This is a genomic window from Streptomyces sp. NPDC029292, assembly GCF_055569295.1.
In genome coordinates this window covers 415,370-441,045 of record NZ_JBVHXR010000001.1, presented here as the reverse complement: position 1 = coordinate 441,045, position 25,676 = coordinate 415,370, and the positions used below count along the sequence as shown (strand labels likewise).

Genomic DNA, 25,676 nt, shown 5'->3' with positions numbered 1-25,676 from the left:
CTGTTCTGTCCGAATTGGAGCCTTCGTTCCAACTGGCCCTGGAATAAAGCGTCGTGGGTCGACGTGCGTGAGCAGCGTCATATTCGTGACGATGTGTGGCGGGCCCCTTTTATCAACCTGCCCGAATTCACGGACGGGTTGAGAAGCCGGAAAGATCACCTATCCACGGAGGGTGACGGGAATTCCGGCATGGATCAAGAAAGGCATCGGCACAGAAAAGCCACATGCTTGTCGATGCGCTCTCATCTCGCTTACGTTCGGCCTCAATCCGGACGGACGCCCAATCCTGCCGCCGCCCGGAATCCGCACACTTACCCGCACACGGCAGGAGCGGGGGACCCGCAGGTACCACGCCTGTTCCGGTCTCCGGAACGGCTCGGGGTATAGCCGCGCATTCGCGTGGCCGGGCATCTCCAGCCCGCACCCGACAGCTCACCTCGCAGGCGCCGGAGAGGAATTCGTCATGCCCGCGAAGGGTAAGCACCGCCGTCCCAAGTCCCAGCGTTTCACCCGCTCGATCGCCGTGGCCGGAACCGGTGGCGCCGCACTCGCGCTGCCTCTGATGGGGGCCACCGGTGCGCATGCCGCGACCCCGACGGCGTCCGTCGCGCAGAATGTCGAGAAGACCACCACCGTCGCGAAGAAGACCGCCACCGCCGCGAAGAAGGCCGCGACGAAGACCTATGCGGTGAAGGCCGGCGACTGTCTCGCGAAGATCGCCGACGAGCAGAACGTCAGCGGCGGCTGGAAGAAGCTCTACTCCGACAACCGCACGGCCGTCGGCAGCGACCCGTCGCTGATCCACCCGGGCCTGAAGCTGACGATCGGCAAGAAGGCCGCGTCGAGCAGCGCCACCCAGTCCTCCGCGAAGACGACGTCGACGAAGACGACTTCGACCGCGCCGAAGGCGAGCACGGCCACCCAGGCCGCGGCCGCCACCAGCAACTTGGGCTACACCCTGCCGGTCGACGGCGCCACCGTCGGCACCGGCTACAAGGTGGCGGGCAGCATGTGGTCCAGCGGCTACCACACCGGCGTCGACTTCGTGGTCCCGACCGGCACCACCATCAAGTCCATCGCGGCGGGCACCGTCGTCTCGGCCGGCTGGGGCGGCGCGTACGGCAACCAGGTCGTCATCCAGCACGCCGACGGCAAGTACTCCCAGTACGCCCACATGTCCTCCCTCTCCGTCTCGGCGGGCCAGACCGTGACCGAGGGTCAGCAGATCGGCCTCTCCGGCGCGACCGGCAACGTCACCGGACCGCACCTGCACTTCGAGATCCGCACCACGCCGGACTATGGCTCGGACGTGGACCCGGTCGCGTACCTGCGCTCCCACGGTGTCGCCGTCGCCTGACGCTGTCCCTGTCTCTGAAGCCAGCACTGCCTGTCTCTGAAGGCAGCACCGCCTCCAAAGGCCGGACCCCACGATCCCCGGGGTTCGGCCTTTGGTGTTTCATGATCGATTCATGATGGGCAGATTGCGGTCTTGTGGCAGGGGTGCAAGGGGTATCGACAGCGTGCGAGAGTGACTCCACAGTGATCTCCGTAAGCGCTTTCTATGCCTCCGGAGGTCCCTGTGCCCGGCGTCGACCGACGCACCGTCATCAGGGCGCCGCAGCCGCGGCCGCCACCGCCCAGTTCTCCTGGGCGCTGTCCCGCAGCGCCGCCGCCGCTGACTCGGCCGGAGGCGACACCGAACGTGAGACCCCGAAGACTCGGCGCGGTCACCGCCGCCGCGCCCTCGCAGGCCGTCGGACCGCCCACGCGCCGCGTGGTGGAGAACCCGGACCGCGGTCTGGTCGCCGTCCCCTCCGGAAACGGCCGCTCGCCCAGAACCCCGAGTACCGCCTCGGCTGGACCGTGCGGGGCTACCTCCAGTCGACCTACGCGGACTACTACCTCGGCACCGAGACCCGACGCGTCCCGAAGCCCGCGATCACCACGACCCGTCGTACCGCCACCGAAGGAGACACCTCCCATGACGACCAGTCGTAGAACCTTCGGCGCCCTGGCCGCCGGTGCCGCGCTGGCCGCGCTCGTGCCGGCGCGGGCCGCGAGCGCCTCGCCGCGCCACCGCCGCGGACGGCTGATCGCCGCCGACGACTTCCGGCACGGACTCGGCCAATGGGTCACCGAACTCCAGGACGGCGGTACGGTCACCGCCTCACGCGGCGTCCTGGAGATCGACGTACCGAGCGGCGCGACGGTCTGGTTCAAGCGGAAGCTCGAAGGGCCGTACGTCATCGAGTACACCGCCACACCCGTCTCCGAGGGCGGCGCCAACGACCGGGTCTCCGACCTGAACAACTTCTGGAACGCCGTCGACGTCCGCTCCCCGGACGACCTCTTCGCCACGGCACGGGGCGGCGCCCTCGCGGAGTACGACTACCTCAAGACGTACTACGTCGGATACGGCGCCAACTCCAACACCACCACACGGCTGCGCCGGTACGTGGGAGAGGCGGGCGTCCGTCCGCTGGTCTACGACTACACGCAGCCGCTGCTCGTCGCGAACGAGCCGAACCACGTCAGGATCGTCTCGGACGGTTCCGTCGTGCAATGGTGGAACAAGGGGCAGTTGGTCTTCGACTACAGCGACCCGGAGCCGTACACCAGCGGGCACTTCGCGTTCCGTACGACGTGGAGTCACTTCCGGATCCACGACTTCCGGGTGTGGCGGCTGAGTCAACGCTCCTGATCAGGAGCTTATTCCGAGTTGACCAATACTTGACGAGTGGCTTATCTCACCATCCGTCAACCCCTTCCTACGGTCGCGTAGCTCACATCGAAAGGTGAATCATGGGCCGATGTGGCAGACGATTCGAAGAGTGACAACAGATCAGTGATCGGGTCGTACGTGGCGGTGGGGGACAGCTTCACCGAGGGCGTCGGCGATGCCGGTCCTGACGGGGCCTTTGTCGGCTGGGCCGACCGGTTCGCGGTACTTCTCGCGGACCGGCGGCCCGAGGGCGACTTCAACTACACCAATCTCGCCGTACGCGGCAAACTGCTCGACCAGGTCGTCGAGGACCAGCTCCAGCGGGCCAAGGAGCTCGCGCCGGACCTGGTCTCCTTCTGCGCGGGCGGCAATGACATCCTCCGGCCGGGTACCGACCCCGACGAGGTCGCCGAGCGCTTCGAGCTTGCGGTGGCCGAACTCACCTCCGCTGTCGGCACCGTCATGGTGACGACCGGCTTCGACACCCGTGGCATGCCCGTGCTGAAGCATCTGCGCGGCAAGATCGCCACGTACAACGGACACGTACGGGCCATCGCCGACCGGTACGGCTGTCCCGTCCTCGACCTGTGGTCCCTGAAGACGATCCAGGACCGCCGCGCGTGGGACGGCGACCGCCTGCACCTGTCGCCCGAGGGCCACACCCGGGTCGCGCTCCGCGCCGGCCAGGTCCTCGGCCTCGAAGTACCCGCCGACCCGGACCAGCCCTGGCCGCCACTGCCGCCTCGCGGCACGCTCGAGGTCCGGCGCGACGACATCCACTGGGCGCGCGAGTACCTCGTCCCGTGGATCGGGCGGCGGTTGCGCGGGGAGTCGTCGGGAGACCATGTGGCGGCCAAGGGGGCCCTGTCCCCGGACGACATCAAGATGCGGATCGAGTCGGTGGCCTGAGCCACCGCATTCGGCCCTGAGCCCGCTCGAGATCCCACGCCTGCTGGGCTCGACCGGTGAGGTGACGGCGCGGAGTGGCGCGGGGCGGGGCGCGGACGGCGGTGCTGGTGCGACCGCGAACCGCCCCGGCGTCCCGCCGGGCGTGACGGGTGCAACGGGCTGGCGGGCGGCGGCTCTTGCCGTGCGGAGAATCGCGGTGCCCCATGGCAGCGGACGCCCTGCCCGACGTCGTACCCGGCCAAGGTGTCGAGGAACGCGGCATTCGCATCCCGCGGCACGCTCCTCAGCGCACCGCCGCCATCAACGCCTCCCGCTCGAGCCCCAGTTCCCGCGCGAGCGCCTCGTCCACCCAGTCATGGGTCCGCGCACGCGACACCGCACCGGCGTACGCCGTCATCTGCACGGCCAGCCCGTCCAGCAGTGCCGTGAGCCGCAGGGCGGCGCCCGTGGGATCCGGGCAGCGGAACTCGCCCGCGGCCACTCCCTCCGCGATCACCTCGGTGATCGCGGCCTTCCACTGCTTGTCGAGATCACGCGTGACCTCCCGCAGCGCGGGCTCGCGCAGCGCGGCCGCCCAGCCCTCGATCCACAGCCGCCATCCCTTGGCCTGCCCGGTCGGCGCGTACCAGCGCACGGCGGTCCGCAGTCGCCGCACCGCCGACGTACGACGGCCGAGCAGCTTGCGCAGATGGGCGAGATCGTCCTCGGCGGCGTAGGTGAACGCGGCGGCGACCAGCTTCTCCTTCGTCGAGAAGTGATACAGCACCAGTGCGTTGCTCACCCCGAGGGTCGAGGCCACGTCGGCGATCCGCACCGCCGCCACGCCCCGGGCCTCGATCTGCTCGACGGCGGCCCGCAGCAACTCCTCACGCCGCTCCGCCACGCTCAACCGCACTCTCGCCACGCGGCAACCCTACACAGCCGCTGTGACACCGGCACGACAGGCGTTGACGCCCCCTTGACAGTGCCGCGAGCCAGGGACCACAGTACGGCCACTACTGACTGTTCATTCAGTTAGTAGGAGTGTGTTCCAGGCGATGTGTGCCCCGTCCGTACGTCCCCGTACCGCCGCAGGAGTCCGCCCGTGACCCAAGCACCGAGCACCCCGAAGCCCCTTCCCGAGCCGCCCGGCGCCCCCGACCTCTCCGAGGGCTGGGGCGAGCAGCGCTCCCGGCTGCGCAGGGATCTGCGCCGGCTCGATGTGCTGTTCTTCCTGATCTGCACCCTCGTCGGCCTCGACACGATCGGCTCGGTCGCCGCCCAGGGGCCGCAGGGCCTGACCTGGATGGCGATCCTCGCGCTGGTCTTCTTCCTGCCGTACGGCCTGCTCGTCGCCGAGCTCGGCTCCGCCTTCCCGGTCCAGGGCGGCCCGTACGTCTGGACGCGCCTCGCCTTCGGACGGCTGACGGCCGGCGTCAACCAGCTCCTGTACTGGATCTCCAACCCGGTCTGGGTCGGCGGCAGTCTGTGCATCATCGCGCTGACGACCTGGGAGGAGTTCTTCACCCCGCTGCCGGGCGCCTGGAAGTACACGGCCGGGCTGCTGTTCATCTGGGGCGGGGCCCTCGCCGTCGTCCAGTCGGTGCGGATCGGCAAGTGGGTGCCGATCGCCGGAGCCGTGGCCCGGATCGTACTGCTCGGCTTCTTCCTCGTCTCGGTCGTCGTGTACGCGGCCCGGCACGGCGTCCACGCGCTGCCCGCCGGCGACTTCGCACCCACGTACGCGGGCTTCGTCGCGCTCGTCCCCGTCCTGATCTTCAACTACGTCGGCTTCGAACTGCCCAGCTCGGCGGCGGAGGAGATGAGGAACCCGCGGCGCGACATACCGCTGTCGATCCTGCGCTCGGGGCTCGCCGCCCTGTTGCTCTACGGCGGCCCCATCCTCGGCATCCTCTTCGTGCTGCCGGGTGAACGGATCGGCAGCCTCGGCGGGTTCATCGACGCCTGCAAGGCCGTCTTCACCGTCTACGGAGGATCGATCGCCGCGGACGGCACGGTCACCCTCACCGGGGCGGGCGCGGTCTTCGGCGGCGTCGCCGCGGCCGGGCTCATCGTCGGTCTGCTCACGTCCGGCGTCACCTGGGCGATGGGCGCCCACCGTGCCCAGGCGGTGGCCTGCGCGGACGGGGCCGGACCGGCCTGGCTCGGGCACATCTCCGAGAAACACGGCACCCCGGTCCGGGTGAACCTGCTCTCCGCCGTCCTCGCCTCCCTCCTCTTCGTGGTCGCCCTCAACCTCAGCGGCGGCGACGGTGAGAAGTACTTCGCGGCGGGCCTCGGCCTGACCATCTGCACCACCTTCATCTCGTACGTCATCACCTTCCCGAGCCTCGCGGTGCTGCGCCGCACGTACCCGTCCGTGCCCCGGCCGTACTCCGTGCCGGGCGGACGCTTCGGCGTACGGCTGGTGAGCGCGCTGGCCACCGTGTTCGTCGCCTTCACGGTGGTGGTGCTGATCTGGCCCGGCTTCGGCGTCGGCTGGTTCGGCACGGCGGGCAGCGCCGCGGACTCGCTGCCCGCGTCCTTCGCCGGGCAGCGGCTGCAGTACACACTGAGCCAAGTGGTGCCGCTGGCGCTGTTCGTGGGCATCGGGCTCGTCTTCTACGCCGCGGGCGCGCGGACCCGGCGGGACAAGGGCTAGCCGGGACAAGGGCTGGCCGGGCCGCCACGCCCCGCGCGCGTGGGTCAGTCGACGAACTGGTAGTCCGCCGCGATCCGGCCGTCCTCACCGAGGACGAGGAACTCCAGGCCGCCGCCCGTCACGCGTCCCTCTTCCGTGTGGAAGGACTCCCAGCGGAACGTGATCACATCCCGCAGCTGCCGGGCAGCCTCCTGGACCCTGAACACGTACGTCCCCGGGGTCACGAACTCCTCGTAGGCGCGTGTCACGCGCGCGTGCAGCTCGTCGTGGCCCCGGGCCTCCAGGACGGCGGTGGTGAAGCCGAGGCCCACCGCCGTCTCGTGCATCTCCTGGGGAGGCCGCAGGATGTGCAGGCCGTCCTCCGCCCACAGTGCGTGGACGGTCTTGCGGCGGATCTCGGGGTCGGGCTCGTTCCAGACGCCTATGTAGCGCTCGATCAAGTCCTGTGCGTCGATGTCGGCGGGCATGGTGCTCCTCGTGCGGGTCGGCTGAGCGTTTTCTGACGCCACCGACTCTGCTGCGGCCCGCCTCGCGCCTCAATTCCCCGCAGGGAATGGCCGGGCTGGGCCGGCACCCCGTGCGCGTCCAGGGCGACCGCTCCGCCGGGGTGCACGAGCAGCGGGTTGACCTCCAGCTCGGCGAGTTCGGGGTGCTCGGCGGCGGCACGCGCAACGGCGCACACGGCGCGAGCCACGGCTTCCAGCCGGACGGGCGGCGCGCCGCGCCAGCCGGTCAGCAGGGGCGCGTGCCGGAGCTCGGAGAGCAGGGCACGCGCGCGTGCCTCGTCCAACGGCGCGAGGGCGAGCACCGTGTCGGCGCGCAGCTCCGCGGTGACCCCACCCAGGCCGACCATGGCGACCGGACCGAAGGCAGGGTCCCGGCGTACGCCGACGATCAGCTCATGGGCGTACGGAGGCGTCACCATGGCCTCCACCGCGTAGCGCTCCGCGCCGGTGGCGACCCGCATACGGCGGAACGCGGCCCTCAGGGCGTCCGCGTCGGAGATGCGCAGTGCCACTCCGCCCGCCTCGGTCTTGTGGGCCAGGCCCATGGCCTTGAGCACCAGGGGGTAGCCGACGGCGTGAGCGGCGTCCACGGCCTCGTCGACGGTCGTGATGAACCGGGCCGCCGGGAAGGTGAGTCCGTAGGAGGAGAGCAGCTCGCGGACGGTCTCGTAGGAGCCGTCGGGTATGCGGTACGAGGCCGACCGCGGAGCCCTGTGCGCCGCCGGGGCCAAAGACGGTGCGGCGAGGCGTGCGACTTGGGAGAGTGCCGTCGCCGCCTGATCGATGCGCTCGTACACGGGGATGCCGCGCCGGCGCAGTACGGCGAGGGCGGGGGTGTCGCGGGCCATGGTGTGCACGAGGAGAGCGCGGCCCGACTCGGCCGAGGCGTCGGCGAGTTCACCCGCGACCTCGCACTCCCGCACGGTCTGGGCCGGGTTGGCGCTCGCGTAGTCCCCGAAGTACCCGGTCAGTACGACGGCGTCGGCTTCCTCGCTGAGGAGCAGGGTGCGGGCCACGCGCGCGTAGTTGCCGAGATCGGCCTCGCCCGCGCCCGCGAGGCCGACGGGGTTGTGGCACCCGGCCCCGGGCGGCAGCACCGCCGCGACCTCGTCCGCCGTACGGGAGGACAGCTCCGGCACGTCGAGGCCGCGGACAGCGAACGCGTCGGCGGCGAGGGCGCCCTGGCCGCCGCTGTCACCGACCACGGCGACGCGGTAGGAGCCCGCGCCTGAGCGTGAAGCGGGGGCGGACAGCAGACACACAGCCGTGTCCACCAGTTCACCCGCCGAGTCCAGCAACAGCGCCCCCGCCTCCCGGCACACGGCGGCGACCGTGGCGTACGGACTGACCAGGGCGCCGGTGTGGGAGGCGGCGGCGCCTGTGGAGGCGGGGCTTCGGCCGACCGTCAGCAGGAGCACCGGCTTGCCCGCCGCGTGGGCGGCGGCGAGGGTGTGGGCGAGGCGGCGGCCGTCGCGGAAGTCCTCGATGTACGCGGCGATGACGCGCGTCGGCTCATGGGCGACCAGGGAGTCCAGGGCGTCGGCCGCGTCGATGTCACGCTGGTTCCCCAGGGAGACGAAGCGTGAAAATCCCTGTCCCGCGCGCGCGAGGAGGCGGCCTATCTCCAGGGCCAGGTTGCCGCTCTGCGAGACCAGACCGACGGCGCCCACCGGGAACTCGCCCCAGCTGAGCCGGAGTTCCGTCGTCGTGTCGACCAGGCCCATGCAGTTGGGGCCGAGAAGCCGCGCCCCGCCGCCGGTCACCAGCTCGGCGAGCGCGTGCTCGTCGGCCGTGCGGCTGCCCGAGGTGATCACCGTGAAGCAACGGGCGCCCGCGGCCAGCCCTTCCGTGACGACGGGCCGTACGAACGGGGACGGCACCGCGACGACGACATGCTCGGGCGCGTCCGGCAGGTCATGCAGACCGGACCGGAAAGGCACGCCGTCGACGCTGCCGCCGCGCCGGTTCACCAGATGGACGGCCCGGCGGCCGCGCCCCGAAAGAGCGCCCTTGGCCAGCCAGTAGCCCCACTTCTCGGGGTTGTCGGAGGCGCCCACCACGGCCACGGAGCGTGGGTCGAACAGGGCGGTCAGCGGCGCCTCGGCCGTCATCCGCTCTGTCGTCATCTGTACCACCCGAACCGTTCCGCGATCACCGGCAGCCGGTCGGCGACGATGGCGTGCGCGGCGGCACGCGGCGTCGTCCCGTCGGCCTCCGCGCGGGCCAGCATCTGGTCGATCAGGGCGCGCATCGAGCGCCGCGTGTACGCGAACGCCTCGTCCGCGTCGGCGCCGATGTCGCCGAACAGCGTCCACCACCACCAGGCGTTCGTCCCGGAGTTGACCACCACATCCGGCAGAACGGTGACGCCGCGCGCGGCGAGCAGCTCCTCCGCGTCCGCCAGCACGGGCATGTTGGCCGCCTCGACGATCCAACGGGCTGTGATCCGTCCCTGGTTCGCGGTGTCGATCGCGTACGAGACCGCAGCGGGCACCAGCACCTCGGCATCGGCGGACAGCCAGGCGTCGCCGGGGAGTTCACGGTCGGCCGGGCGCAGCACCGAGCGGTCGACCGTCCCGTACGCGTCACGAGCCGCGAGCAACGCCTCCACGTCCAGGCCCTCGGGATTCACGACCGTGCCCTTGATGTCGGCGACGGCCACGACCGTGAGCCCCGCGCGCGCGAGGAAGCGCGCCGTCGCCCCGCCCATGGTGCCCAGACCCTGCACGGCCACGCGCGTCCCGGCATACGGCATTCCGGCGCGGTCCAGGGCCGCGAGCACCGACTCGGCGACACCGCAGCCGCCGACCAGTTCGTCGAGCCCGATACCGTCCACCTCGACCGCGAACGCGTCCGCGAGCCGCCGCCGGGCCGTCGCCTCGTCGTCGAGCAGCGGGTACACGGCCTGGATGGACGAGACGAGCCCGGCCTCCTCGGCGGCCCGGTCGACCAGGTCCTGGGTGAGGCCGAGATCCTCGCCGGTGGTCCAGAAGCTCTCGATGTACGGGCGCATGGCGCGCAGATAGCGCACCAGAAGGCCGTACGCCGCCGGGTCCTGGGGATCGCAGTCGATGCCGCCCTTGGCGCCACCCAGCGGGATGTAGCGGCCCTCGGGGTTGTAGTGCAGGGCCTCCTTCATCGTCATGCCGCGGGCGAGCCCCGCAACCTCCTCCGGCGTGCAGCCGGGCCGCATCCGCAGCCCGCCGCTGGAGACGCCCCTCACGAGCCGGTCGACCACGAGAAAGCCCTGGCGACCGGTGACATGGTCCGTCCAGGTGAGCGTCATCAGGGGGGCGGTCATGGGGTCTCCTCAGGGACGACGATCAGGGTGGGGCCGGGCGTGCGCAACGCCTCGGTGAGAGCGGCGGCCAGCTCGTCCGGGTGGCACGCGCGCGTGCCGTGTCCTCCGTAGGCGCGGGCCAGGGCGGGCAGGTCGACCGGAGCGAGATCCACCGCCGTGGGGCTGTCGCCGCGGGCCGTCATCTCGTCGCGGATCTCTGCGTAGCCACCGTTGTCGAACACCACGACGGGCAGCGGCAGTCGCAGCTGTGCCGCGGTCGCCAGCTCCTGAACCGTGAACTGGAGGCCACCGTCTCCGCTGAGCGCCACCACCTGACGATCCGGACACGCCACTTTGGCACCGATCGCCGCGGGCAGCGCGTAACCGAGCGTGCCGAAGCCGGTCGGGTGAAGATAGCGGCCCGCGGGACCGAGCGGGAGGTGGGGGAGCGCGCCGTAGTAGCAGCACTGGGCGCTGTCCGAGGTGATGACGGCGTCGTCGGCGAGGACGGAGCGGATCGCCCGGAGGTACGGGATCCAGCGGGCGTCGCGTTCGGCGGTCTCGGCGTCGCGGGCCGCCCGTACGGCGTCCGTGTCGGCCGCCACGCGCGCGTGGTCCCGCATTTCCGAAAGCAGCGCCTTCAGGGAGGCATCCGCGTCCCCCACCAGCGCGATGTCCGTCGCCGCTCCCGCGTACATCTGGTCCGCGTCGATGTCGACCCTGATCAGCGTGCCGTCGAGCGCGGGCGGCCGCGACCAGAGATCGGACTCGGCCAGCTCCGTACCCACGGCTAGGACGACATCGCGACCGGTGAGCCACTTGCGCACCGACTCACTGTGCAGCGAGACCCCGAGCGACAGCGGATGCGTCTCGGGGACGATCCCCTTGCCGTTGGCGGTCGTGACGACGGCCGCGCCCAGCGCCTCGGCGAGTGCGAGACAGGGGGCCGCGGCGCCGCGCGCTCCGCCGCCGAGCACCACCGCGGGCCGCCGAGCCCCCTCCAGGGCGCGCGCGGCCGCTCGTACGGCTTCGGCGTCCGGCACCCCGGGCGCGACGGCCGGCGTGACGCGCATCGGTCCAGCGGCCTCGGCCGCCGCCAGCAGATCGAGCGGCACCTCGATGTGCACCGGGCGCGGGCGGCGCGTACGGAAGAGCGTGAAGGCGCGCGCGACGGCGGCGCCGATCTCAGTCACCGAGGACACCCGGTGGCTGAACGCGGCGATGCCCCGCAGGGCCTCGGTCTGGCTGCGCATCTCGTGCAACAGCCCCGTCGCCAGCCGGGGATGGCGCAGTGGCATCCCCGGCGAGACGACCAGCAGTGGCACGCTGTCCGAGTACGCCTGCCCGACCGCGGCCGCCGCGTTCAGCAGCGCGGGACCCGTCGTCGTGATCACCACACCCGGATCGCCCGTCACGCGCGCGTACCCGTCGGCCGCGTAACCGGCGCCCTGTTCGTGGCGCGGTGTCACATGCCGGATGCCGTACGCCGCCAAGTGCCGGTAGATGTCCAGGTTGTGGGTGCCCGGAATACCGAAGGCGCGGGTCACGCCATGTCCGGTCAGGGCGCGGACGAGGGCTTCCCCGCCGGTGAGCACCTCGTCCATCACAGTCCCCGGGAAATGACGAGCCGCATGATGTCCGAGGTGCCCTCTTCGATCTCCTCCAGCTTGGCGTCGCGCATCCACCGCTCGACCGGGAACTCCCGCGAGTAGCCCCAGCCGCCGAGCGTCTGGACGGCCGCCCAGGTGCAGTACGCGGCGGTCTCCGAGGCCGTCAGCTTGGCCATCGCGGCCTCGGTGGTCGCGTTCAGACCGGCGTCGAGGCGCTTCGCGGCCCGCCAGGTCATCAGCCGGGCCTGCTCCACGCGCGTGCGCATGTCGGCGAGGCGGAACGCCACCGCCTGGTGCTCGATGATCGGCTTGCCGAACTGGTGTCGCCGGCGGGCGTAGTCGCGCGCGTACTCGTACGCGGCCCGCGCCACGCCCGTCGCGGCCGCGCCCAGCACCGTGCGCGAGATGTCGAAGGTCCGCATCAGCCCCTGGAAACCCTCGCCCTCCGCTCCGAGCCGGTGCTCCTCGGGGACGTACGCGTTCTCGAGGAAGACCTCCCGGCAGACGATGGCGCGCTGCCCCATCTTGCGCATCGGCTCTCCGAAGGAGACACCTTCGGTGTCCTTGCGCAGCAGGAACGCGGTGACCCCGCGAGAGCGCCGGGTGGGGTCGGTCTTGGCGAAGACGACGTACTGTCCGGCCTCGCCCGCGTTCGAGATCCACGCCTTCTGGCCGTTCAGGCGGTAGCCGCCGTCGGTGCGGTGCGCCGTGGTGACGATCGACGCGGCGTCGGAGCCCGCGCCCGGCTCGGTGGTCGCCAGGGCCGTCATCGGCGTGTCGGGACCCGTGAGCGGCGTCAGCCACTCCCGCTTCTGCTCCTCGCTGCCGAGCTCCAGCACCGGGTCGGCGAAGAAGCCGTTCGAGCACAGCAGATTGCCGATGCCGAGGTCGCCGACGCACAGCTCCTCCTGCACCAGGCACTGGGTGAACACGTCGGTGAAGCCGCCCCCGCCGTACTCCTCGGGCAGCATGAAGCCGGTGATCCCCACCTTGGCCGCCTTGCGCCACAGGTCCCACGGTGTCTCGACGTCCGCCTCGTCGACCTCGCGCGCGCGTGGCCGAATCTCCTCCCGCGCGAAGGCGCGCGTCAGCTCCACGATGTCGCGTTGCTCCGGGCTGAGCGGGACCAGCTCGGTGGGGAGGTCGGACATGGTGCCTCCAGGGAGGGACGGAAGGGCGCGGCCGACGGGCCATCGGACTGTTACTGAACCCTGAGTCAGTATCGGAACCAGCCCTTCACTCTGTCAACGTACTGAACGATGGATCAGTAGAGAGCTGCCGGGCGCCCGCCCGTCCGACCTGTCGGACGCGCCCCCACGGAAGCCTCAATTCCGTGCCACGGCGGGGCCAAGCCCCTTCCGGTCGAGGCCGCCCCGCTGCCTACACTCCGCACGCGCTCGCTCCAGGCCCGGCCATCAGGGGAGGCAGCCGTGACCACGCGGACCGCAACCGAGGTCCCGGTGCGCAGCGGCGCCGGGCGTGAGGGCCTGGTCCTCGCGATCGTCCTGCTCGGCAGCTTCATGGCCATCCTCGACGTGGCCATCGTCAACGTGGCGATCCCGGCGATCCGCTCCGACCTGCACACCTCGTACGGCGGGGTCGAGCTCGTCATCTCCGCCTACACCATCACGTACGCCGCGCTCCTGGTGACCGGCGGCCGCCTCGGCGACCTCTACGGGCGCAAGCGGCTCTTCATCACCGGGCTGCTGGTCTTCTCGGCGGCCTCCGCGCTGTGCGGGGCGGCCCCCGGCGTCGCGGTACTGGTGACGGCCCGCGCACTCCAGGGCACCGGCGGTGCGCTGCTGTACCCCCAGGTCCTCGCCATCATCCAGGTCACCTTCACCGGCGAGCGGCGCGGGCGCGCCCTGGGCACGTTCGGTGCCGTCATCGGGATCGCGTCCATCGCGGGACAGCTCGTCGGCGGCGGGCTGCTCGCCGCCGACATGTTCGGACTGGGCTGGCGCTCGGTCTTCCTCGTGAACATCCCCGTAGGCCTCGTCGCCGCCCTCGCCGCCTGGCGGGTGCTGCCGGACGACGAGCCCGCCGAGGACACCCAGCTGGACCGCACCGGTGTCGTACTCGCCGCCGCCTTCCTGCTGCTGCTCTCCGTCCCGCTGCTGGAGGGCCGGGACCTGGGATGGCCGCCGTGGCTCCTGGTCTGCCTGGTCGCCGCCCTCCCCGTGGGCGCGTTCTTCGTCGCGTACGAGAAGAACCTGGGCGGGCGCGGCGGGCAGCCCCTCGTGCGCGTCGAACTGTTCCGCAACCGCGGCTTCGCGCTCGGCGTGCCCGTGGCGGCCCTCTTCATGATGTCGTACGGCGGATTCCTGCTGACGTTGGCCGTACACCTGCAGTCCGGGCTCGGCTACTCGCCCCTCCGCGCGGCCCTCACCTACACCCCGGCCGCCGTCGGCTTCTTCCTGACCTCTCTGGCCGCGCCCCGGCTCGTACCCCTGCTGGGCAGGCATGTGCTCACCTTCGGTCTGGTCACCGCGGCGCTGGGGCTGTTCGGCGCGGCGGCCACGGTCGAGGCGGCCGGATCCGGCCTGGAGGCCTGGCAGTTGGCCCCGACCCTGCTGGTCACCGGGCTCGGGCAGGGCTTCGCCATGAGCCCGCTGGTCGGCACGATGATCGCGGGCGTTCCGCCGAGTGAAGCCGGGTCCGGTGCGGGCGTGGTCACCACCACGCTGCAGACCGGCAACGTCCTCGGCGTCGCGCTGATCGGGCTGCTCTACTTCACCGTGCTGGGCGACGCGGGCACGGCCGCCGCGTCCGCGGACGCCTACGCCGTCGTCCTGCCGGTGTGCGCGGCGCTGCTGCTGGTCGCGGCGGTGCTGATGTCGAAGCTGCCCGCGCCCGTGGGAGAGGCGTCCAACGCGCTCATCGAACGACTGCCCGGCTGGGCGAGCGGCTTCGCGTACTCCATGTTCCTGATGACCGGCGGCCGGATCGGGGACCGGCTCTTCGACGACGTCCTGCGACACGTCAGGGAGCGGCGGCTGGCGCGCGTCCAGGAGGCGCCCGAGGCGTACGGCGACTTCCTCGCCTACCACTTCGACCGGCACGTAGAGGAGGACGCCGGCTGGCTCGCCTATCTCCAGCGCGAGGCGCTCGCCTACGGCAAGGGTCCGGTCCCGCACGAGGAACAGCGGACCGAGGTCCTCCAGGCGCAGGTCGGCGAGATCAGACGCCGCCAGCGTGACGGCGTACTCGGGGAGCGGCTCGACCCCGAGCTCCTGCGCATGCTGAGCTTCGCCACGGCCAGCTATCCGCGCCTGCTGCCGCAGATCACGCGGATGGTGACCGGGCTCGACCCGGACGATCCGCGGTTCCGCGAGTGGTGGGCGGAGTTTCTGCGCGCGGTGGGGGAGGCGGTGGAGGAGGCGCTGAGGGAGCGGCGCGATCCTTCTCGGTGACGTCGACGTTGCACCCGGCGCGGGCCGTCTTGGTGATGTCACGTCGCAGCCGGCGCGGTCCTTCTCGGTGACGCACGTCGCACCCATCGCGGTCCGTCGCGGAGATGTCACGTCGCACGCGGCGGGCGTGCGCATCCGTGCGGCGCCTCCGTGCCGGGCGTCCGTGGCGCGGAAGAAGCGCGTGCGCGGTGGGGTTGAGGGGGAGACAGGCCGAGGGGTCGTTGACATCCCGCTGTGACAGGGCCGACCCGGCGCTGTCAGAGGGGGCGACCATAATGGAAAGCCTGACTGACGCCACCTGGAGGCACCGTGACCGGTTTCCGTACCCTGAGCTCCGGGCTCCGCGCGCTGCGGCCCGCCGCCTTCGGCGCGGATCCGGATGGTGAGCGTCTGGAGCGCATTCGCAGGTCGCCGAACTTCGCGGACGGTGTCTTCAAGAACCCGGAGAGTGCCCGGATCCGCCCCGACGGCTCCATGTACGAGTTCGCGAAGGTCTACTTCCAGAAGGAGGAGCGCGTCCACAGGGCCCCGGCGGGCACGGTGCCGGTGCATGCCACGACGCTCGCCGACCTCGCCAAGCCCGCGGCGAGCGGGCTGCGGCTCACCTGGATGGGGCACTCCAGTGTGCTCGCCGAGATCGACGGGCACCGCGTGCTCTTCGACCCGGTCTGGGGCGAGCGTTGTTCCCCGTTCAATTTCGTCGGGCCCAAGCGACTGCACCCGGTGCCCCTGCCGCTGGCCGCGCTCGGCCCGGTCGACGTCGTCGTCATCTCCCACGATCACTACGACCACCTCGACCTGCCCACCATCAAGGCCCTGGCCGGCACGGACACGGTGTTCGCGGTGCCGCTCGGCGTCGGCGCCCACCTGGAGCACTGGGGTGTCTCGGCCGACCGCGTGCGCGAGCTGGACTGGCACGAGTCGACGAAGGTCGGCGGACTCTCCCTGACGGCCACACCGGCGCGTCACTTCTGCGGCCGAGGTCTGCGCAACGCGCAGCACACGCTCTGGGCCTCCTGGGCCGTCGCGGGCGACGAGCACCGGATCTACCACAGCGGCGACACCGGCTATTTCGAGGGCTTCAAGGACATCGGCGCCGAGCACGGCCCGTTCGACGCCACGATGATCCAGATCGGCGCCTACAGCGAATTCTGGCCCGACATCCACATGACGCCCGAGGAGGGCATGCGCGCCCACCTGGACCTCCAGGGCGGGCAGCCCTCCGGAGTGATGCTGCCGATCCACTGGGCGACGTTCAATCTGGCGACCCACCCCTGGGCGGAGCCCGGCGAGGGGACCATCTCCGCCGCGCGCGCGGCCGGTGCGCGCATCGCGCTGCCCCACCCCGGCGAGCCCTTCGAACCCACGGCCGAGACGGTCCCGTCCGAGCCCTGGTGGCGAGGTGTGGCCGTCACCCCGCAGGGCGGATGGCCCGCCGTCGCGCCGGTCACCGCCGACACGCCGGGTGACGTCGCCGATGGGGCCACGGAGGACACCGGAGAGCCGGAGACGGTGCCCGCGGGCTGACATTCCGATCGACGGCGAGGGCCGGGGAGCGAACCGCTCCCCGGCCCTCGCCGTTTTGTTCCCGACCGCTTCTGACCAGCTCTGATCGGATCGATGTCGCACGGGAACGCGCGTCCGAAAGGGTTATCGGTCTGTCGTGCGACGCCTCATACCAGAGCGGGACGCTGTCCGTGGGACTTTGTCAACTGCCCACCGCACATGATGCGTTGGCGACTACTGTCAGTTGCCGTCGGGCGACGCAGGGCCGAATTTTTCGGCTCTCTCGACCGGCACCGCGATGGCGCATGCCCGAGTCGCGCAGACCCGCGGGAGCTCCCACGTTCCCGACGCATCCAGTACGAGGACTCCGATGTCTCACCTTCGCGCACCGGCCGCACGCGCAGACCGCCGTGAGGGCGGGCGGCACGGGCGACCGGTCGCCCACACCGCCCCCTCGCTGCCCGAGACCCACCTGCGGCCGCAGCTGCTGCGGCTGGCGGTGCTGCCGCCGATCGCGGTGGCCCTCAGCGCCTGCGCGGCCGTGCTGTTCACCGTCCGCTCCACCGGAGCCCGGCCCGGCCTCATCCTGTGGGCCGTACTCGCCGGAGCCGTGGGCGTGGCCCTCGCGGGCATCCTGATCGCCGCCGTGGCCGCCGACCGAGCCGCCAAGTCCGTACGGGAGCGCATCGGCGCCCTGCGTCGCACCAGCGCCCGCACCGAAGCCGACCTGCGCACCCTCGTCGAGGGGCTGCGCCGTGGCGAGAGCCCGCCCGCACGCAAGGCGCGCCGCCAACCCGCCGCGGACGCCGACGACTTCGAACTGCTGGCTGCCGACCTCTCCCGCGCCCACGACGGTGCCGTCACCGCCGTCGTGCAGGCCGCGCAGCTCTCCAGCCACGCGGGCAGCGAACAGAAGGTCGAGGTCTTCGTCAATCTGGCCCGGCGGCTTCAGTCCCTGGTGCACCGCGAGATCTCCATCCTCGACGAGCTGGAGAACGAGATCGAGGACCCCGACCTGCTCAAGGGCCTCTTCCACGTCGACCATCTCGCCACCCGCATCCGACGCCACGCCGAGAACCTCGCCGTGCTCGGCGGCGCCGTCTCGCGCCGTCAGTGGAGCAACCCCGTCTCCATGACCGAGGTACTGCGGTCCGCGATCGCCGAGGTCGAGCAGTACTCGCGGGTCAAGCTGGTGCCCCCGATCGACGGCACCCTGCGCGGGCACGCCGTCGCCGACGTCATCCACCTGCTGGCCGAACTCGTCGAGAACGCCACGGTGTTCTCGGCCCCGCACACCCAAGTGCTGCTGCGGGCCAACCTCGTCACCTCCGGGCTCGCCGTCGAGGTCGAGGACCGAGGCCTGGGCATGCCCCTCGGCGAGCAGAACAAGATGAACGCCCTGCTCGCCGACCCCGACCAGGTCAATGTCGCCAGCCTGCTCCAGGACGGGCGCATCGGCCTGTTCGTGGTCTCGCAACTCGCCCGGCGGCACGGCATCCAAGTCCAGCTGCAGACCAATATCTACGGCGGTGTCCAGGCCGTACTCGTCGTGCCGCAGGGGCTGTTGGGTATGACGCCCGGTGCCCCCGGGGACGTGGCGCAGCACCAGGAGACGACCGAGGGGCGGCGTCCACCGGCGAGACCGCAGGCCGCGCGAGCGGTTTCGGTACCCGCGTCGTCGGGAGGCGGTCCGGTGTCCTCCGTGCCACGCCGGCCGCAGCGGGGCCAGGTACCGCCCGTCGCGCCGGGTGTGCCCCTCGCACCGGTCGCGGGCGGTGGTCCGGCGCCGCTGCCCGTGCGCGGCAGCCATGAGGAGCGGCCCAACCCCGCAGAGGCCCTGCCCGGCATCCGCCCGGACGATCGGCGCACCGCCATGGAGAACACGGCCGTGCCGCCCACGCCGCGGGGCGGCGCGGTCCGCGGCACCATGGGCAAGCCCCAACTGCCCAGGCGACGCGCCCAGGAACACATCGCACCCCAACTGCGCGACGGGCCCTCGCCCCGCCAGGACACGGAGTACGTCGCCGGTCACGACCCGGGCCTCATGGCGGCGTTCCAGCGGGGGATCGGACTCGCGGAGGCGGCCCACGCGGAGACGGCGCGAAGGGAGGCGTCGCCCAGGGAGGCGTCCCCCGGGGAGGCATCGCTCATGGATGCGGCGCGGCTGGATCTGGTGCACACGGATCCGCTGCCGCCCCTGGAGGTGGTCCGGGTGGACGTGCCGCGTGCGGGTGCGGACCACCCCATGGGTGCGGACCATCCCATGGGTGGGGATCACCTGGATGCCGGGCACATGGACGCAGTCCGCGCGGAGGCCTCGCACAGGGAGCGACCGCACATGGAGGCGCCGCACATGGATGTGCCGCATAGGGATGGGGTGGCCCAGCTCGACGGGACGTCGTCCACCGGCGCCGTCCCCAGGGACGTACGGCCGTGGGACGTGGCACCGATCGACGGACCACCCGGGGACGGGGCGCCCGGGGCGCCAGGGGCGCCCACGGGCGCGGCGCACATAGCCGACGCGCACGCGGCGCATGCGCCGGCGCCCCATGAGGCGCAGGGGGCGCGCGAAGCCGCGCCCGCGCCCGGACACGACCTCACTGCTCGGCACGACGGGAGCGCACCGGCCGGATGACCACCCCCCTCACCACCCCCCTCACCACCCCCCTCACCACCCCCCTCACCACCCCCACCTCCACCTCCACCTCCACCTCCTCCGCTCCCACAGACCTTCGTACTTCAAGGAGTCGATCCACCATGGCGAGCGATGCGCCGACCGGCCATGTATCCGATCTCGACTGGCTGATGAGCGGCCTCGTACAGCGCGTACCGCACACCACGAGCGCGGTACTCCTGTCCTGCGACGGGCTCGTGAAGTCGGTCCACGGCCTCGACCCGGACAGCGCCGACCACATGGCGGCGCTGGCCTCCGGTCTCTACTCCCTCGGCCGCAGCGCGGGCGTCCGGTTCGGGGACGGCGGCGACGTGCGCCAGGTCGTCGTCGAACTCGACTCGACCCTGCTGTTCGTGTCCACCGCGGGCTCCGGCACCTGTCTCGCCGTGCTCGCCGGCCGCGAGGCCGACGCGGCGGTGCTCGGCTACGAGATGGCGATGCTGGTGAAGAGTGTCCGGCCGTACCTCATGACCGCGCCCCGGCAGGCCACCGTCGAACCCTCGGCGTTGAGGCCTTGAGCGTGGCCGCGGCCGGCGACGGGCCTTGGCTCGATGATGCGGCCGGACGCCTTGTACGCCCCTACACGGTCAGCAACGGCCGGACCCGGCCGACCACCGCGCTCGACCTCCTGTCGCAGGTGATGGCCACCGGCGCCACCCCCCTCGGCTATCTCGGCCCCGAGCACACCCAGGCAATCGAACTGTGCCGGGCCCCCGTCTCGGTCGCGGAGATCGCCGCACACCTGAAGTTGCCGGCGGCGGTCACCAAGGTGTTGCTGTCCGACCTCGTCGACTGCGGGGCGCTCACCACCAAGTCCCCGTCCTTCCACCACAACCCCACTGACCGGTCTCTTCTGGAGGCAGTGCTCGATGGACTACGACGACAGCTCTGACCCCTTCCCCACCGCACTGAAGATCCTGGTGGCGGGAGGGTTCGGGGTGGGCAAGACAACCTTCGTCGGCGCGGTGAGCGAGATCGCGCCGCTCAGCACGGAGGAGCTGCTCACCACGGTCAGCGCCGCGACCGACAATCTCGACGGCATCGAGAACAAGGTCGAAACCACCGTGGCGATGGACTTCGGCCGCATCACCCTCGATCCGGAACACGTCCTCTATCTGTTCGGCACGCCCGGACAGGAACGGTTCTGGTTCATGTGGGACGAGCTCTCCGAGGGCGCGTTGGGCGCGGTGATCCTCGCCGACACCCGCCGCCTGGAGGACTGCTTCGCGGCCGTCGACTTCTTCGAGCAGCGCGGCCTGGGATTCATCGTCGCGGTCAACGAGTTCGACGGCTCGTACCGCTACGACCCCGAGGAGGTGCGCGCGGCCATCGATCTCGACCCCGCGATCCCCGTCGTGCGCTGCGACGCCCGGATCTCCAGCTCCGGTGTGCAGACCCTGCTCACCCTGATCCGCCACCTCCTCGCCCACGCGCCGGCCCACGCCCCCAGCCACGGAGCCCATACATGACGTACGCCCCAAGTCACGGAGCCGGTACATGAGTTATGACCCGCCGCGTCCGGCCGGTCGACTGCTGCTGACCCCTGAGGACAAGGACGCCCCGGCCCGGGTGCGGCGACTGCGCCGACTGGGCCTGGGGGAGCGCCCGGAACCCGCCTTGGACGCCTTCGCGGACCGGCTCGCGGAGGTGGCCGCGGTGCCCTACTCGATGGTCAACTTCATCGACGAGAAGCGTCAGTTCTTCGCGGGCCTGCACACACCCGACGGCACCGGCTCGGTCACCCCGACATCGGCCGTCGATGCCGGGGACGGCACCGAGCATGGTGTGGGCCGCTATATGGCCCGCGAATACGGTTTCTGCCCCCATGTGGTGGTCCGACGCAGGGCGCTGGTCCTGGAGGACGTCCGTGACTACCCGCGCTTCGCCGGGAATCCCGTCGTCGACGAGATCGGCGTCCGCTCCTACCTCGGCGCCCCGCTGATCGACCGCACGGGCATCGCCCTCGGCACGGTCTGCGTCGTCGACGTCGAGCCGCGGCCATGGGGGAAGACAGGTCTGGAGACCATCAAGTCGTTGGCGGCCGAGTTGGTCGAGCAGATCGAACAACGGGAGGACAGGCTGTTCTGACAGTGCACCGGGCAGCCGGTCCCTGGGTTTGTCCGACGTATGTGATGTGCCCGAGACGGGCACCCGGCTGTACGTCGGCTACAACATGCGCCACATGCCGGTGATCCGGCTGATGCGCGACATCGTCCGGCGCGGCGACATCGGCACGGTCAAAACGGTGTGGGTGCGCCATTTCGTCGGCCACGGCGGGGACTGGTTCTTCAAGGACTGGCATGCCGAACGCCGGTACACCACCGGCCTGTTGCTCCAGAAGGGCGCCCACGACATCGACGTACTGCACTGGCTGGCCGGTGGTTACACCCGGCAGGTGCAGGCGCTCGGCGACCTCATGGTGTACGGGGACCTGCCGCACCGGCGGGCACCGGGGGAGCCGAAGACGGCCGACTGGTACACGGAGGACGGCCACTGGCCCCCGCACACGCAGCGGGCGCTGAATCCGGTCATCGACGTCGAGGACGTGTCCCTCGTCAACCTGCGCCTCGACAACGGGGTGTTGGCCGCCTACCAGCAGTGCCACTTCACCCCCGACTACTGGCGCAACTACACCGTCATCGGTGACGCGGGCCGACTGGAGAACTTCGGCGACGGGCCCGGGGGAGTGGTGAAGGTGTGGAACGCGCGCCGCTCGGGACACCGCTCGCACGCCGACGCCGAGTACCCGGTGCCGGACGTCTACGAGGACACCGAACACGGGGGTGCTGACCCGCTGTTGATCGACGAGTTCCTTCGGTTCGTACGGGAGGGAGGGCACACCGACACTTCTCCGGTCGCCGCGCGCATGGCGGTGGCCGCGGGGGTCCGTGCCACGGAGTCGCTGCGGGACGGCGGCACCCCGCGCGAGGTGCCGCCGCTCGCCCCGGAACTGCTCGCCCACTTCGAGCGGGGGCAGGTCCGCCGGGAGGCGTGAAGGAAAGCTGGGGCCGCGCTTAAGAAAACCTCGATGGACCAAGGGCACCGCCGTACGGCAGATTTCTACGGGAATTCACCCCTCTCCCCGGTACGGGCTCCCTTCGGCGTGCCCTGCTCCGGGAACCTCACCCACAGGAGCCGTCGCGTGAAGGCGCTGGTCAAGGAGAAGGCGGAGCCCGGGCTCTGGCTCACGGACGTACCGGAGCCGCAGGCCGGCCCCGGCGACGTACTGATCAAGGTCCTCAGGACCGGGATCTGCGGCACCGACCTGCACATCCGGTCCTGGGACGGCTGGGCGCAGCAGGCCATCCGGACGCCCCTCGTGCTCGGCCACGAGTTCGTCGGCGAGGTCGTCGAGACCGGGCGTGACGTCGCGGACATCAAGATCGGCGACCGCGTCAGCGGCGAGGGTCACCTGGTGTGCGGCAAGTGCCGCAACTGTCTGGCCGGGCGACGCCACCTCTGCCGTGCCACGGTCGGACTCGGTGTCGGCCGCGACGGCGCGTTCGCCGAGTACGTAGTGCTGCCCGCTGCCAATGTGTGGGTGCACCGCGTCCCCGTCGACCTCGACGTCGCCGCGATCTTCGACCCGTTCGGCAACGCCGTGCACACGGCCCTCTCCTTCCCGCTGGTCGGCGAGGACGTCCTGATCACCGGTGCGGGACCGATCGGCCTGATGGCCGCCGCCGTGGCCCGGCACGCGGGCGCCCGCAACGTCGTCATCACGGACGTCAGCGAGGAGCGCCTGGAGCTGGCCCGCAAGATCGGCGTGAGCCTCGCCCTCAATGTCGCGGGCTCGACGATCGCCGACGGCCAGCGCGAGCTGGGCCTGCGCGAGGGCTTCGACATCGGCCTGGAGATGTCCGGCCGCCCCGAAGCCATGCGCGACATGATCGCCAACATGACGCACGGCGGCCGGATCGCGATGCTCGGCCTGCCCGCCCAGGAGTTCCCGGTCGACTGGTCCCGGATCGTCACCTCCATGATCACGATCAAGGGCATCTACGGCCGCGAGATGTTCGAGACCTGGTACGCGATGTCGGTCCTCCTCGAAGGCGGCCTCGACCTCGCCCCCGTGATCACCGGCCGCTACGGCTACCGCGACTACGAGGCGGCCTTCGCCGACGCGGCGAGCGGCCGCGGCGGCAAGGTCATCCTCGACTGGTCTGCCTGAGACCTCCCGGGACTGCCTGAGACCTTCCCGGACTGCTTGAGACCTCTCCGGACCGCTTGAGACCTCTAAGGAACTGATGATGTTCGACTCCGTACGCGACGACCTTCGCACCACCCTCGACGAGATCCGCGCCGCCGGCCTGCACAAGCCCGAGCGCGTCATCGGCACCCCGCAGTCCGCGACCGTGAACGTCACCGCGGGCGGCCGCCCCGGCGAGGTCCTCAACTTCTGCGCCAACAACTACCTCGGCCTCGCCGACCACCCCGAGGTCGTCGCCGCCGCCCACGAGGCCCTCGACCGCTGGGGCTATGGCATGGCGTCCGTGCGCTTCATCTGCGGTACGCAGGAGGTGCACAAGGAGCTGGAAGCGCGCCTGTCCGCGTTCCTCGGCCAGGAGGACACGATCCTCTACTCCTCCTGCTTCGACGCCAACGGCGGCGTCTTCGAGACCCTGCTCGGCGCCGAGGACGCGGTCATCTCCGACGCCCTCAACCACGCGTCGATCATCGACGGCATCCGGCTGTCCAAGGCCCGCCGCTTCCGGTACGCCAACCGCGACATGGCCGACCTGGAGACCCAGCTCAAGGACGCCTCCGACGCCCGGCGCCGGCTGATCGTCACGGACGGCGTGTTCTCGATGGACGGCTATGTCGCGCCCCTGAAGGAGATCTGCGACCTCGCCGACCGCTACGACGCCATGGTCATGGTCGACGACTCGCACGCCGTCGGCTTCGTCGGCCCCGGCGGCCGCGGCACCCCCGAGCTGCACGGCGTCATGGACCGTGTCGACATCATCACGGGCACCCTCGGCAAGGCGCTCGGCGGCGCCTCGGGCGGTTACGTCGCCGCCCGCGCCGAGATCGTCGCCCTGCTGCGCCAGCGCTCCCGCCCGTACCTCTTCTCGAACACCCTCGCCCCGGTCATCGCGGCGGCTTCCCTGAAGGTGCTCGACCTGCTGGAGTCGGCCGACGACCTGCGGGTCCGGCTCGCCGAGAACACCGCGCTGTTCCGCTCCCGGATGACCGCGGAGGGCTTCGACATCCTCCCCGGCGACCACGCGATCGCCCCCGTCATGATCGGCGACGCGACCGTCGCCGGACGCCTGGCGGAGCTGCTCCTGGAGCGCGGTGTGTACGTGATCGGCTTCTCCTACCCGGTGGTCCCGCAGGGGCAGGCCCGTATCCGGGTGCAGCTCTCCGCGGGGCACTCGACGGAGGACGTGAACCGGGCGGTGGACGCCTTTGTTGCCGCCCGCGCGGAGCTGGGTGCCTGACCTGAGAGAATCGGTCACATGATCGAGGCGCGGCGGCTCCACATCCTCCGTGCGGTGGCCGACCACCGCACGGTGACGGCGGCTGCCGCCGCGCTCTATCTCACGCCCTCGGCCGTCTCCCAGCAGCTGACCGCCCTGGAGCAGGAGACCGGCCACCGGCTCGTCGAGCGCGGTGCTCGCGGCGTACGGCTGACTCCGGCGGGCGAGATCCTGCTGAGCCACACCAACGCGGTCCTCGCCCAACTGGAGCGCGCCGAGGCGGAATTGGCCGCGTACAGCTCGGGCTCGGCGGGCACCGTCAGCGTCGCCTCCTTCGCGACCGGCATCGGCCTGGTCGTGGCGCCCGCGCTGGCCCGCCTCTCGGCCACGGCGCCCGGCATCCATGTCCGCGTCCAGGACGCCGAGGGCGACGCCAGCCTGCCGATGGTCCTGGACCGGCAGGTCGACATCGCGGTCGCCGTGGAGTACCGGGGCGCCCCGGACGCGGACGACCCGCGTCTCACGCACGTCTCGCTGTACGCCGAGCCCTTCGACGCGGTCGTCCCGGTCACTCACCGCCTGGCCGGCGCCGACGAGGTCCCGCTCGCGGAGCTGGCCAAGGACCCGTGGATCGGTCCGTACCCCGGCAACCCCTGCCACGACGTGGTCGTCCTGGCCTGCGAGAACGCCGGATTCCAGCCCCGTCTCGAACACTCCTCGGACGACTTCCGCGCCGTCGTCGCCCTCGCCTCGGCCGACGCGGGCGTCGCCCTGGTGCCTCGCTCGGCCCTGCGCGGCATGGACCTCGCGGGCGTGGTCGTACGCCCCGTCGACGGGATCGCGCCCACCCGGAGAGTCTTCGCGGCCGTACGCCGCGGAGCCGAGGAACACCCCTTGATCCGCCCCGTGCTGGAGGCACTGGGAGAGGCGGCACGGATTTAGCGCCCGCGTCCTGCGGAACCGCTCACCGGGCGCGCGCAGTCTGGGTTGTC

21 protein-coding genes, 1 pseudogene and 1 riboswitch are annotated in these 25,676 nt (G+C 71.3%); of the genes and pseudogenes, 16 read left to right on the top strand and 6 right to left on the bottom strand.

Annotated features, from left to right (window positions below; translation table 11 throughout):
* The first annotated feature begins 298 nt into the window (after positions 1-298).
* Positions 299-459: riboswitch (cyclic di-AMP (ydaO/yuaA leader) on the top strand.
* A 4-nt stretch (positions 460-463) separates the two neighbouring features.
* The 4 genes from ACZ4WS_RS02060 to ACZ4WS_RS02045 all read left to right on the top strand — a co-directional run bounded on the left by ACZ4WS_RS02060 (position 464) and on the right by ACZ4WS_RS02045 (position 3,631).
* A complete protein-coding gene (locus tag ACZ4WS_RS02060; protein WP_467976282.1) occupies positions 464-1,357 on the top strand; it encodes a M23 family metallopeptidase in 894 nt (297 codons plus the stop codon).
* A gap of 506 nt (positions 1,358-1,863) precedes the next feature.
* Entirely contained in the window at positions 1,864-1,998 is a 135-nt protein-coding gene (locus ACZ4WS_RS02055; RefSeq protein ID WP_467976280.1) for a hypothetical protein, read from the top strand.
* On the top strand, positions 1,982-2,701 hold the full coding sequence (locus tag ACZ4WS_RS02050) for a DUF6250 domain-containing protein (protein ID WP_467976279.1): 720 nt from the start codon (positions 1,982-1,984) through the stop codon (positions 2,699-2,701). Before ACZ4WS_RS02055 ends, ACZ4WS_RS02050 begins: the two co-directional genes overlap by 17 nt.
* Positions 2,702-2,845: 144 nt before the next feature.
* A complete protein-coding gene (locus tag ACZ4WS_RS02045) occupies positions 2,846-3,631 on the top strand; it encodes an SGNH/GDSL hydrolase family protein (protein WP_467977138.1) in 786 nt (261 codons plus the stop codon).
* A gap of 283 nt (positions 3,632-3,914) precedes the next feature.
* Here ACZ4WS_RS02045 and ACZ4WS_RS02040 read toward each other — a convergent pair whose 3' ends face one another.
* On the bottom strand, positions 3,915-4,535 hold the full coding sequence (locus ACZ4WS_RS02040; protein ID WP_467976277.1) for a TetR/AcrR family transcriptional regulator: 621 nt from the start codon (positions 4,533-4,535) through the stop codon (positions 3,915-3,917).
* 180 nt (positions 4,536-4,715) lie between these two features.
* On the opposite strand from ACZ4WS_RS02040, the gene ACZ4WS_RS02035 reads away from it, so the two are divergent.
* Positions 4,716-6,272 carry an APC family permease gene (locus tag ACZ4WS_RS02035; protein ID WP_467976276.1) on the top strand — a complete coding sequence of 519 codons (1,557 nt, stop codon included), beginning with the start codon at positions 4,716-4,718 and terminating at the stop codon, positions 6,270-6,272.
* A 44-nt stretch (positions 6,273-6,316) separates the two neighbouring features.
* On the opposite strand, the gene ACZ4WS_RS02030 is transcribed toward ACZ4WS_RS02035, so the two are convergent.
* Genes ACZ4WS_RS02030 through ACZ4WS_RS02010 form a run of 5 tightly spaced genes read right to left on the bottom strand, consistent with a single transcriptional unit; the run spans position 6,317 to position 12,819 of the window.
* Positions 6,317-6,739, bottom strand: coding sequence for a hypothetical protein (locus ACZ4WS_RS02030; RefSeq protein ID WP_467976274.1), 423 nt, complete (start codon positions 6,737-6,739; stop codon positions 6,317-6,319).
* Entirely contained in the window at positions 6,709-8,904 is a 2,196-nt protein-coding gene (locus ACZ4WS_RS02025) for an acetate--CoA ligase family protein (protein WP_467976272.1), read from the bottom strand. Before ACZ4WS_RS02025 ends, ACZ4WS_RS02030 begins: the two co-directional genes overlap by 31 nt.
* Entirely contained in the window at positions 8,901-10,079 is a 1,179-nt protein-coding gene (locus ACZ4WS_RS02020; protein ID WP_467976270.1) for a glutamate dehydrogenase, read from the bottom strand. The genes ACZ4WS_RS02025 and ACZ4WS_RS02020 overlap by 4 nt, the downstream gene beginning before the upstream one ends.
* Positions 10,076-11,662 carry a 5-guanidino-2-oxopentanoate decarboxylase gene (locus ACZ4WS_RS02015; RefSeq protein ID WP_467976269.1) on the bottom strand — a complete coding sequence of 529 codons (1,587 nt, stop codon included), beginning with the start codon at positions 11,660-11,662 and terminating at the stop codon, positions 10,076-10,078. Before ACZ4WS_RS02015 ends, ACZ4WS_RS02020 begins: the two co-directional genes overlap by 4 nt.
* Entirely contained in the window at positions 11,662-12,819 is a 1,158-nt protein-coding gene (locus tag ACZ4WS_RS02010; protein WP_467976267.1) for an acyl-CoA dehydrogenase family protein, read from the bottom strand. The genes ACZ4WS_RS02015 and ACZ4WS_RS02010 overlap by 1 nt, the downstream gene beginning before the upstream one ends.
* A gap of 279 nt (positions 12,820-13,098) precedes the next feature.
* Between ACZ4WS_RS02010 and ACZ4WS_RS02005 the strand changes: the two genes are divergently transcribed.
* The 11 genes and pseudogenes from ACZ4WS_RS02005 to ACZ4WS_RS01955 all read left to right on the top strand — a co-directional run bounded on the left by ACZ4WS_RS02005 (position 13,099) and on the right by ACZ4WS_RS01955 (position 25,626).
* The gene (locus ACZ4WS_RS02005; RefSeq protein WP_467976266.1) at positions 13,099-15,081 is read left to right on the top strand and encodes an MFS transporter; all 1,983 of its coding nucleotides are present in this window, start codon (positions 13,099-13,101) and stop codon (positions 15,079-15,081) included.
* Positions 15,082-15,390: 309 nt separating this feature from the next.
* Positions 15,391-16,608, top strand: coding sequence for an MBL fold metallo-hydrolase (locus ACZ4WS_RS02000; protein WP_467976265.1), 1,218 nt, complete (start codon positions 15,391-15,393; stop codon positions 16,606-16,608).
* Positions 16,609-16,957: 349 nt separating this feature from the next.
* Positions 16,958-19,222: a sensor histidine kinase gene (locus ACZ4WS_RS01995; RefSeq protein WP_467976263.1), complete on the top strand. Its 2,265-nt coding sequence runs from the start codon at positions 16,958-16,960 to the stop codon at positions 19,220-19,222.
* A gap of 122 nt (positions 19,223-19,344) precedes the next feature.
* Positions 19,345-19,779 carry a roadblock/LC7 domain-containing protein gene (locus tag ACZ4WS_RS01990; RefSeq protein WP_467976262.1) on the top strand — a complete coding sequence of 145 codons (435 nt, stop codon included), beginning with the start codon at positions 19,345-19,347 and terminating at the stop codon, positions 19,777-19,779.
* A gap of 2 nt (positions 19,780-19,781) precedes the next feature.
* The gene (locus ACZ4WS_RS01985; RefSeq protein WP_467977136.1) at positions 19,782-20,153 is read left to right on the top strand and encodes a DUF742 domain-containing protein; all 372 of its coding nucleotides are present in this window, start codon (positions 19,782-19,784) and stop codon (positions 20,151-20,153) included.
* Positions 20,131-20,730, top strand: a complete 600-nt coding sequence (locus ACZ4WS_RS01980) for a GTP-binding protein (RefSeq protein ID WP_467976260.1) — start codon at positions 20,131-20,133, stop codon at positions 20,728-20,730. The genes ACZ4WS_RS01985 and ACZ4WS_RS01980 overlap by 23 nt, the downstream gene beginning before the upstream one ends.
* Positions 20,731-20,758: 28 nt before the next feature.
* On the top strand, positions 20,759-21,349 hold the full coding sequence (locus ACZ4WS_RS01975) for a GAF domain-containing protein (protein WP_467976259.1): 591 nt from the start codon (positions 20,759-20,761) through the stop codon (positions 21,347-21,349).
* Between the two features lie 52 nt (positions 21,350-21,401).
* Positions 21,402-22,256: pseudogene (locus tag ACZ4WS_RS01970) on the top strand (Gfo/Idh/MocA family protein); the annotation flags it as partial.
* 147 nt (positions 22,257-22,403) lie between these two features.
* Positions 22,404-23,432, top strand: coding sequence for an L-threonine 3-dehydrogenase (gene tdh, locus ACZ4WS_RS01965; RefSeq protein WP_467976257.1), 1,029 nt, complete (start codon positions 22,404-22,406; stop codon positions 23,430-23,432).
* Between the two features lie 79 nt (positions 23,433-23,511).
* On the top strand, positions 23,512-24,705 hold the full coding sequence (locus ACZ4WS_RS01960; protein WP_467977134.1) for a glycine C-acetyltransferase: 1,194 nt from the start codon (positions 23,512-23,514) through the stop codon (positions 24,703-24,705).
* An 18-nt stretch (positions 24,706-24,723) separates the two neighbouring features.
* The gene (locus ACZ4WS_RS01955) at positions 24,724-25,626 is read left to right on the top strand and encodes a LysR family transcriptional regulator (protein WP_467976256.1); all 903 of its coding nucleotides are present in this window, start codon (positions 24,724-24,726) and stop codon (positions 25,624-25,626) included.
* Positions 25,627-25,676: the final 50 nt, after the last annotated feature.

Coding starts and splice junctions, on each gene's coding strand:
- ACZ4WS_RS01995 (WP_467976263.1), top strand. CDS start 16,958: ATGTCTCACCTTCGCGCACCGGCCGCACGCGCAGACCGCCGTGAGGGC.
- ACZ4WS_RS02050 (WP_467976279.1), top strand. CDS start 1,982: ATGACGACCAGTCGTAGAACCTTCGGCGCCCTGGCCGCCGGTGCCGCG.
- ACZ4WS_RS02060 (WP_467976282.1), top strand. CDS start 464: ATGCCCGCGAAGGGTAAGCACCGCCGTCCCAAGTCCCAGCGTTTCACC.
- ACZ4WS_RS01955 (WP_467976256.1), top strand. CDS start 24,724: ATGATCGAGGCGCGGCGGCTCCACATCCTCCGTGCGGTGGCCGACCAC.
- ACZ4WS_RS02015 (WP_467976269.1), bottom strand. CDS start 11,662: ATGGACGAGGTGCTCACCGGCGGGGAAGCCCTCGTCCGCGCCCTGACC.
- ACZ4WS_RS01990 (WP_467976262.1), top strand. CDS start 19,345: ATGGCGAGCGATGCGCCGACCGGCCATGTATCCGATCTCGACTGGCTG.
- ACZ4WS_RS01980 (WP_467976260.1), top strand. CDS start 20,131: ATGGACTACGACGACAGCTCTGACCCCTTCCCCACCGCACTGAAGATC.
- ACZ4WS_RS02030 (WP_467976274.1), bottom strand. CDS start 6,739: ATGCCCGCCGACATCGACGCACAGGACTTGATCGAGCGCTACATAGGC.
- ACZ4WS_RS01960 (WP_467977134.1), top strand. CDS start 23,512: ATGTTCGACTCCGTACGCGACGACCTTCGCACCACCCTCGACGAGATC.
- ACZ4WS_RS02010 (WP_467976267.1), bottom strand. CDS start 12,819: ATGTCCGACCTCCCCACCGAGCTGGTCCCGCTCAGCCCGGAGCAACGC.
- ACZ4WS_RS02020 (WP_467976270.1), bottom strand. CDS start 10,079: ATGACCGCCCCCCTGATGACGCTCACCTGGACGGACCATGTCACCGGT.
- ACZ4WS_RS02025 (WP_467976272.1), bottom strand. CDS start 8,904: ATGACGACAGAGCGGATGACGGCCGAGGCGCCGCTGACCGCCCTGTTC.
- ACZ4WS_RS01975 (WP_467976259.1), top strand. CDS start 20,759: ATGAGTTATGACCCGCCGCGTCCGGCCGGTCGACTGCTGCTGACCCCT.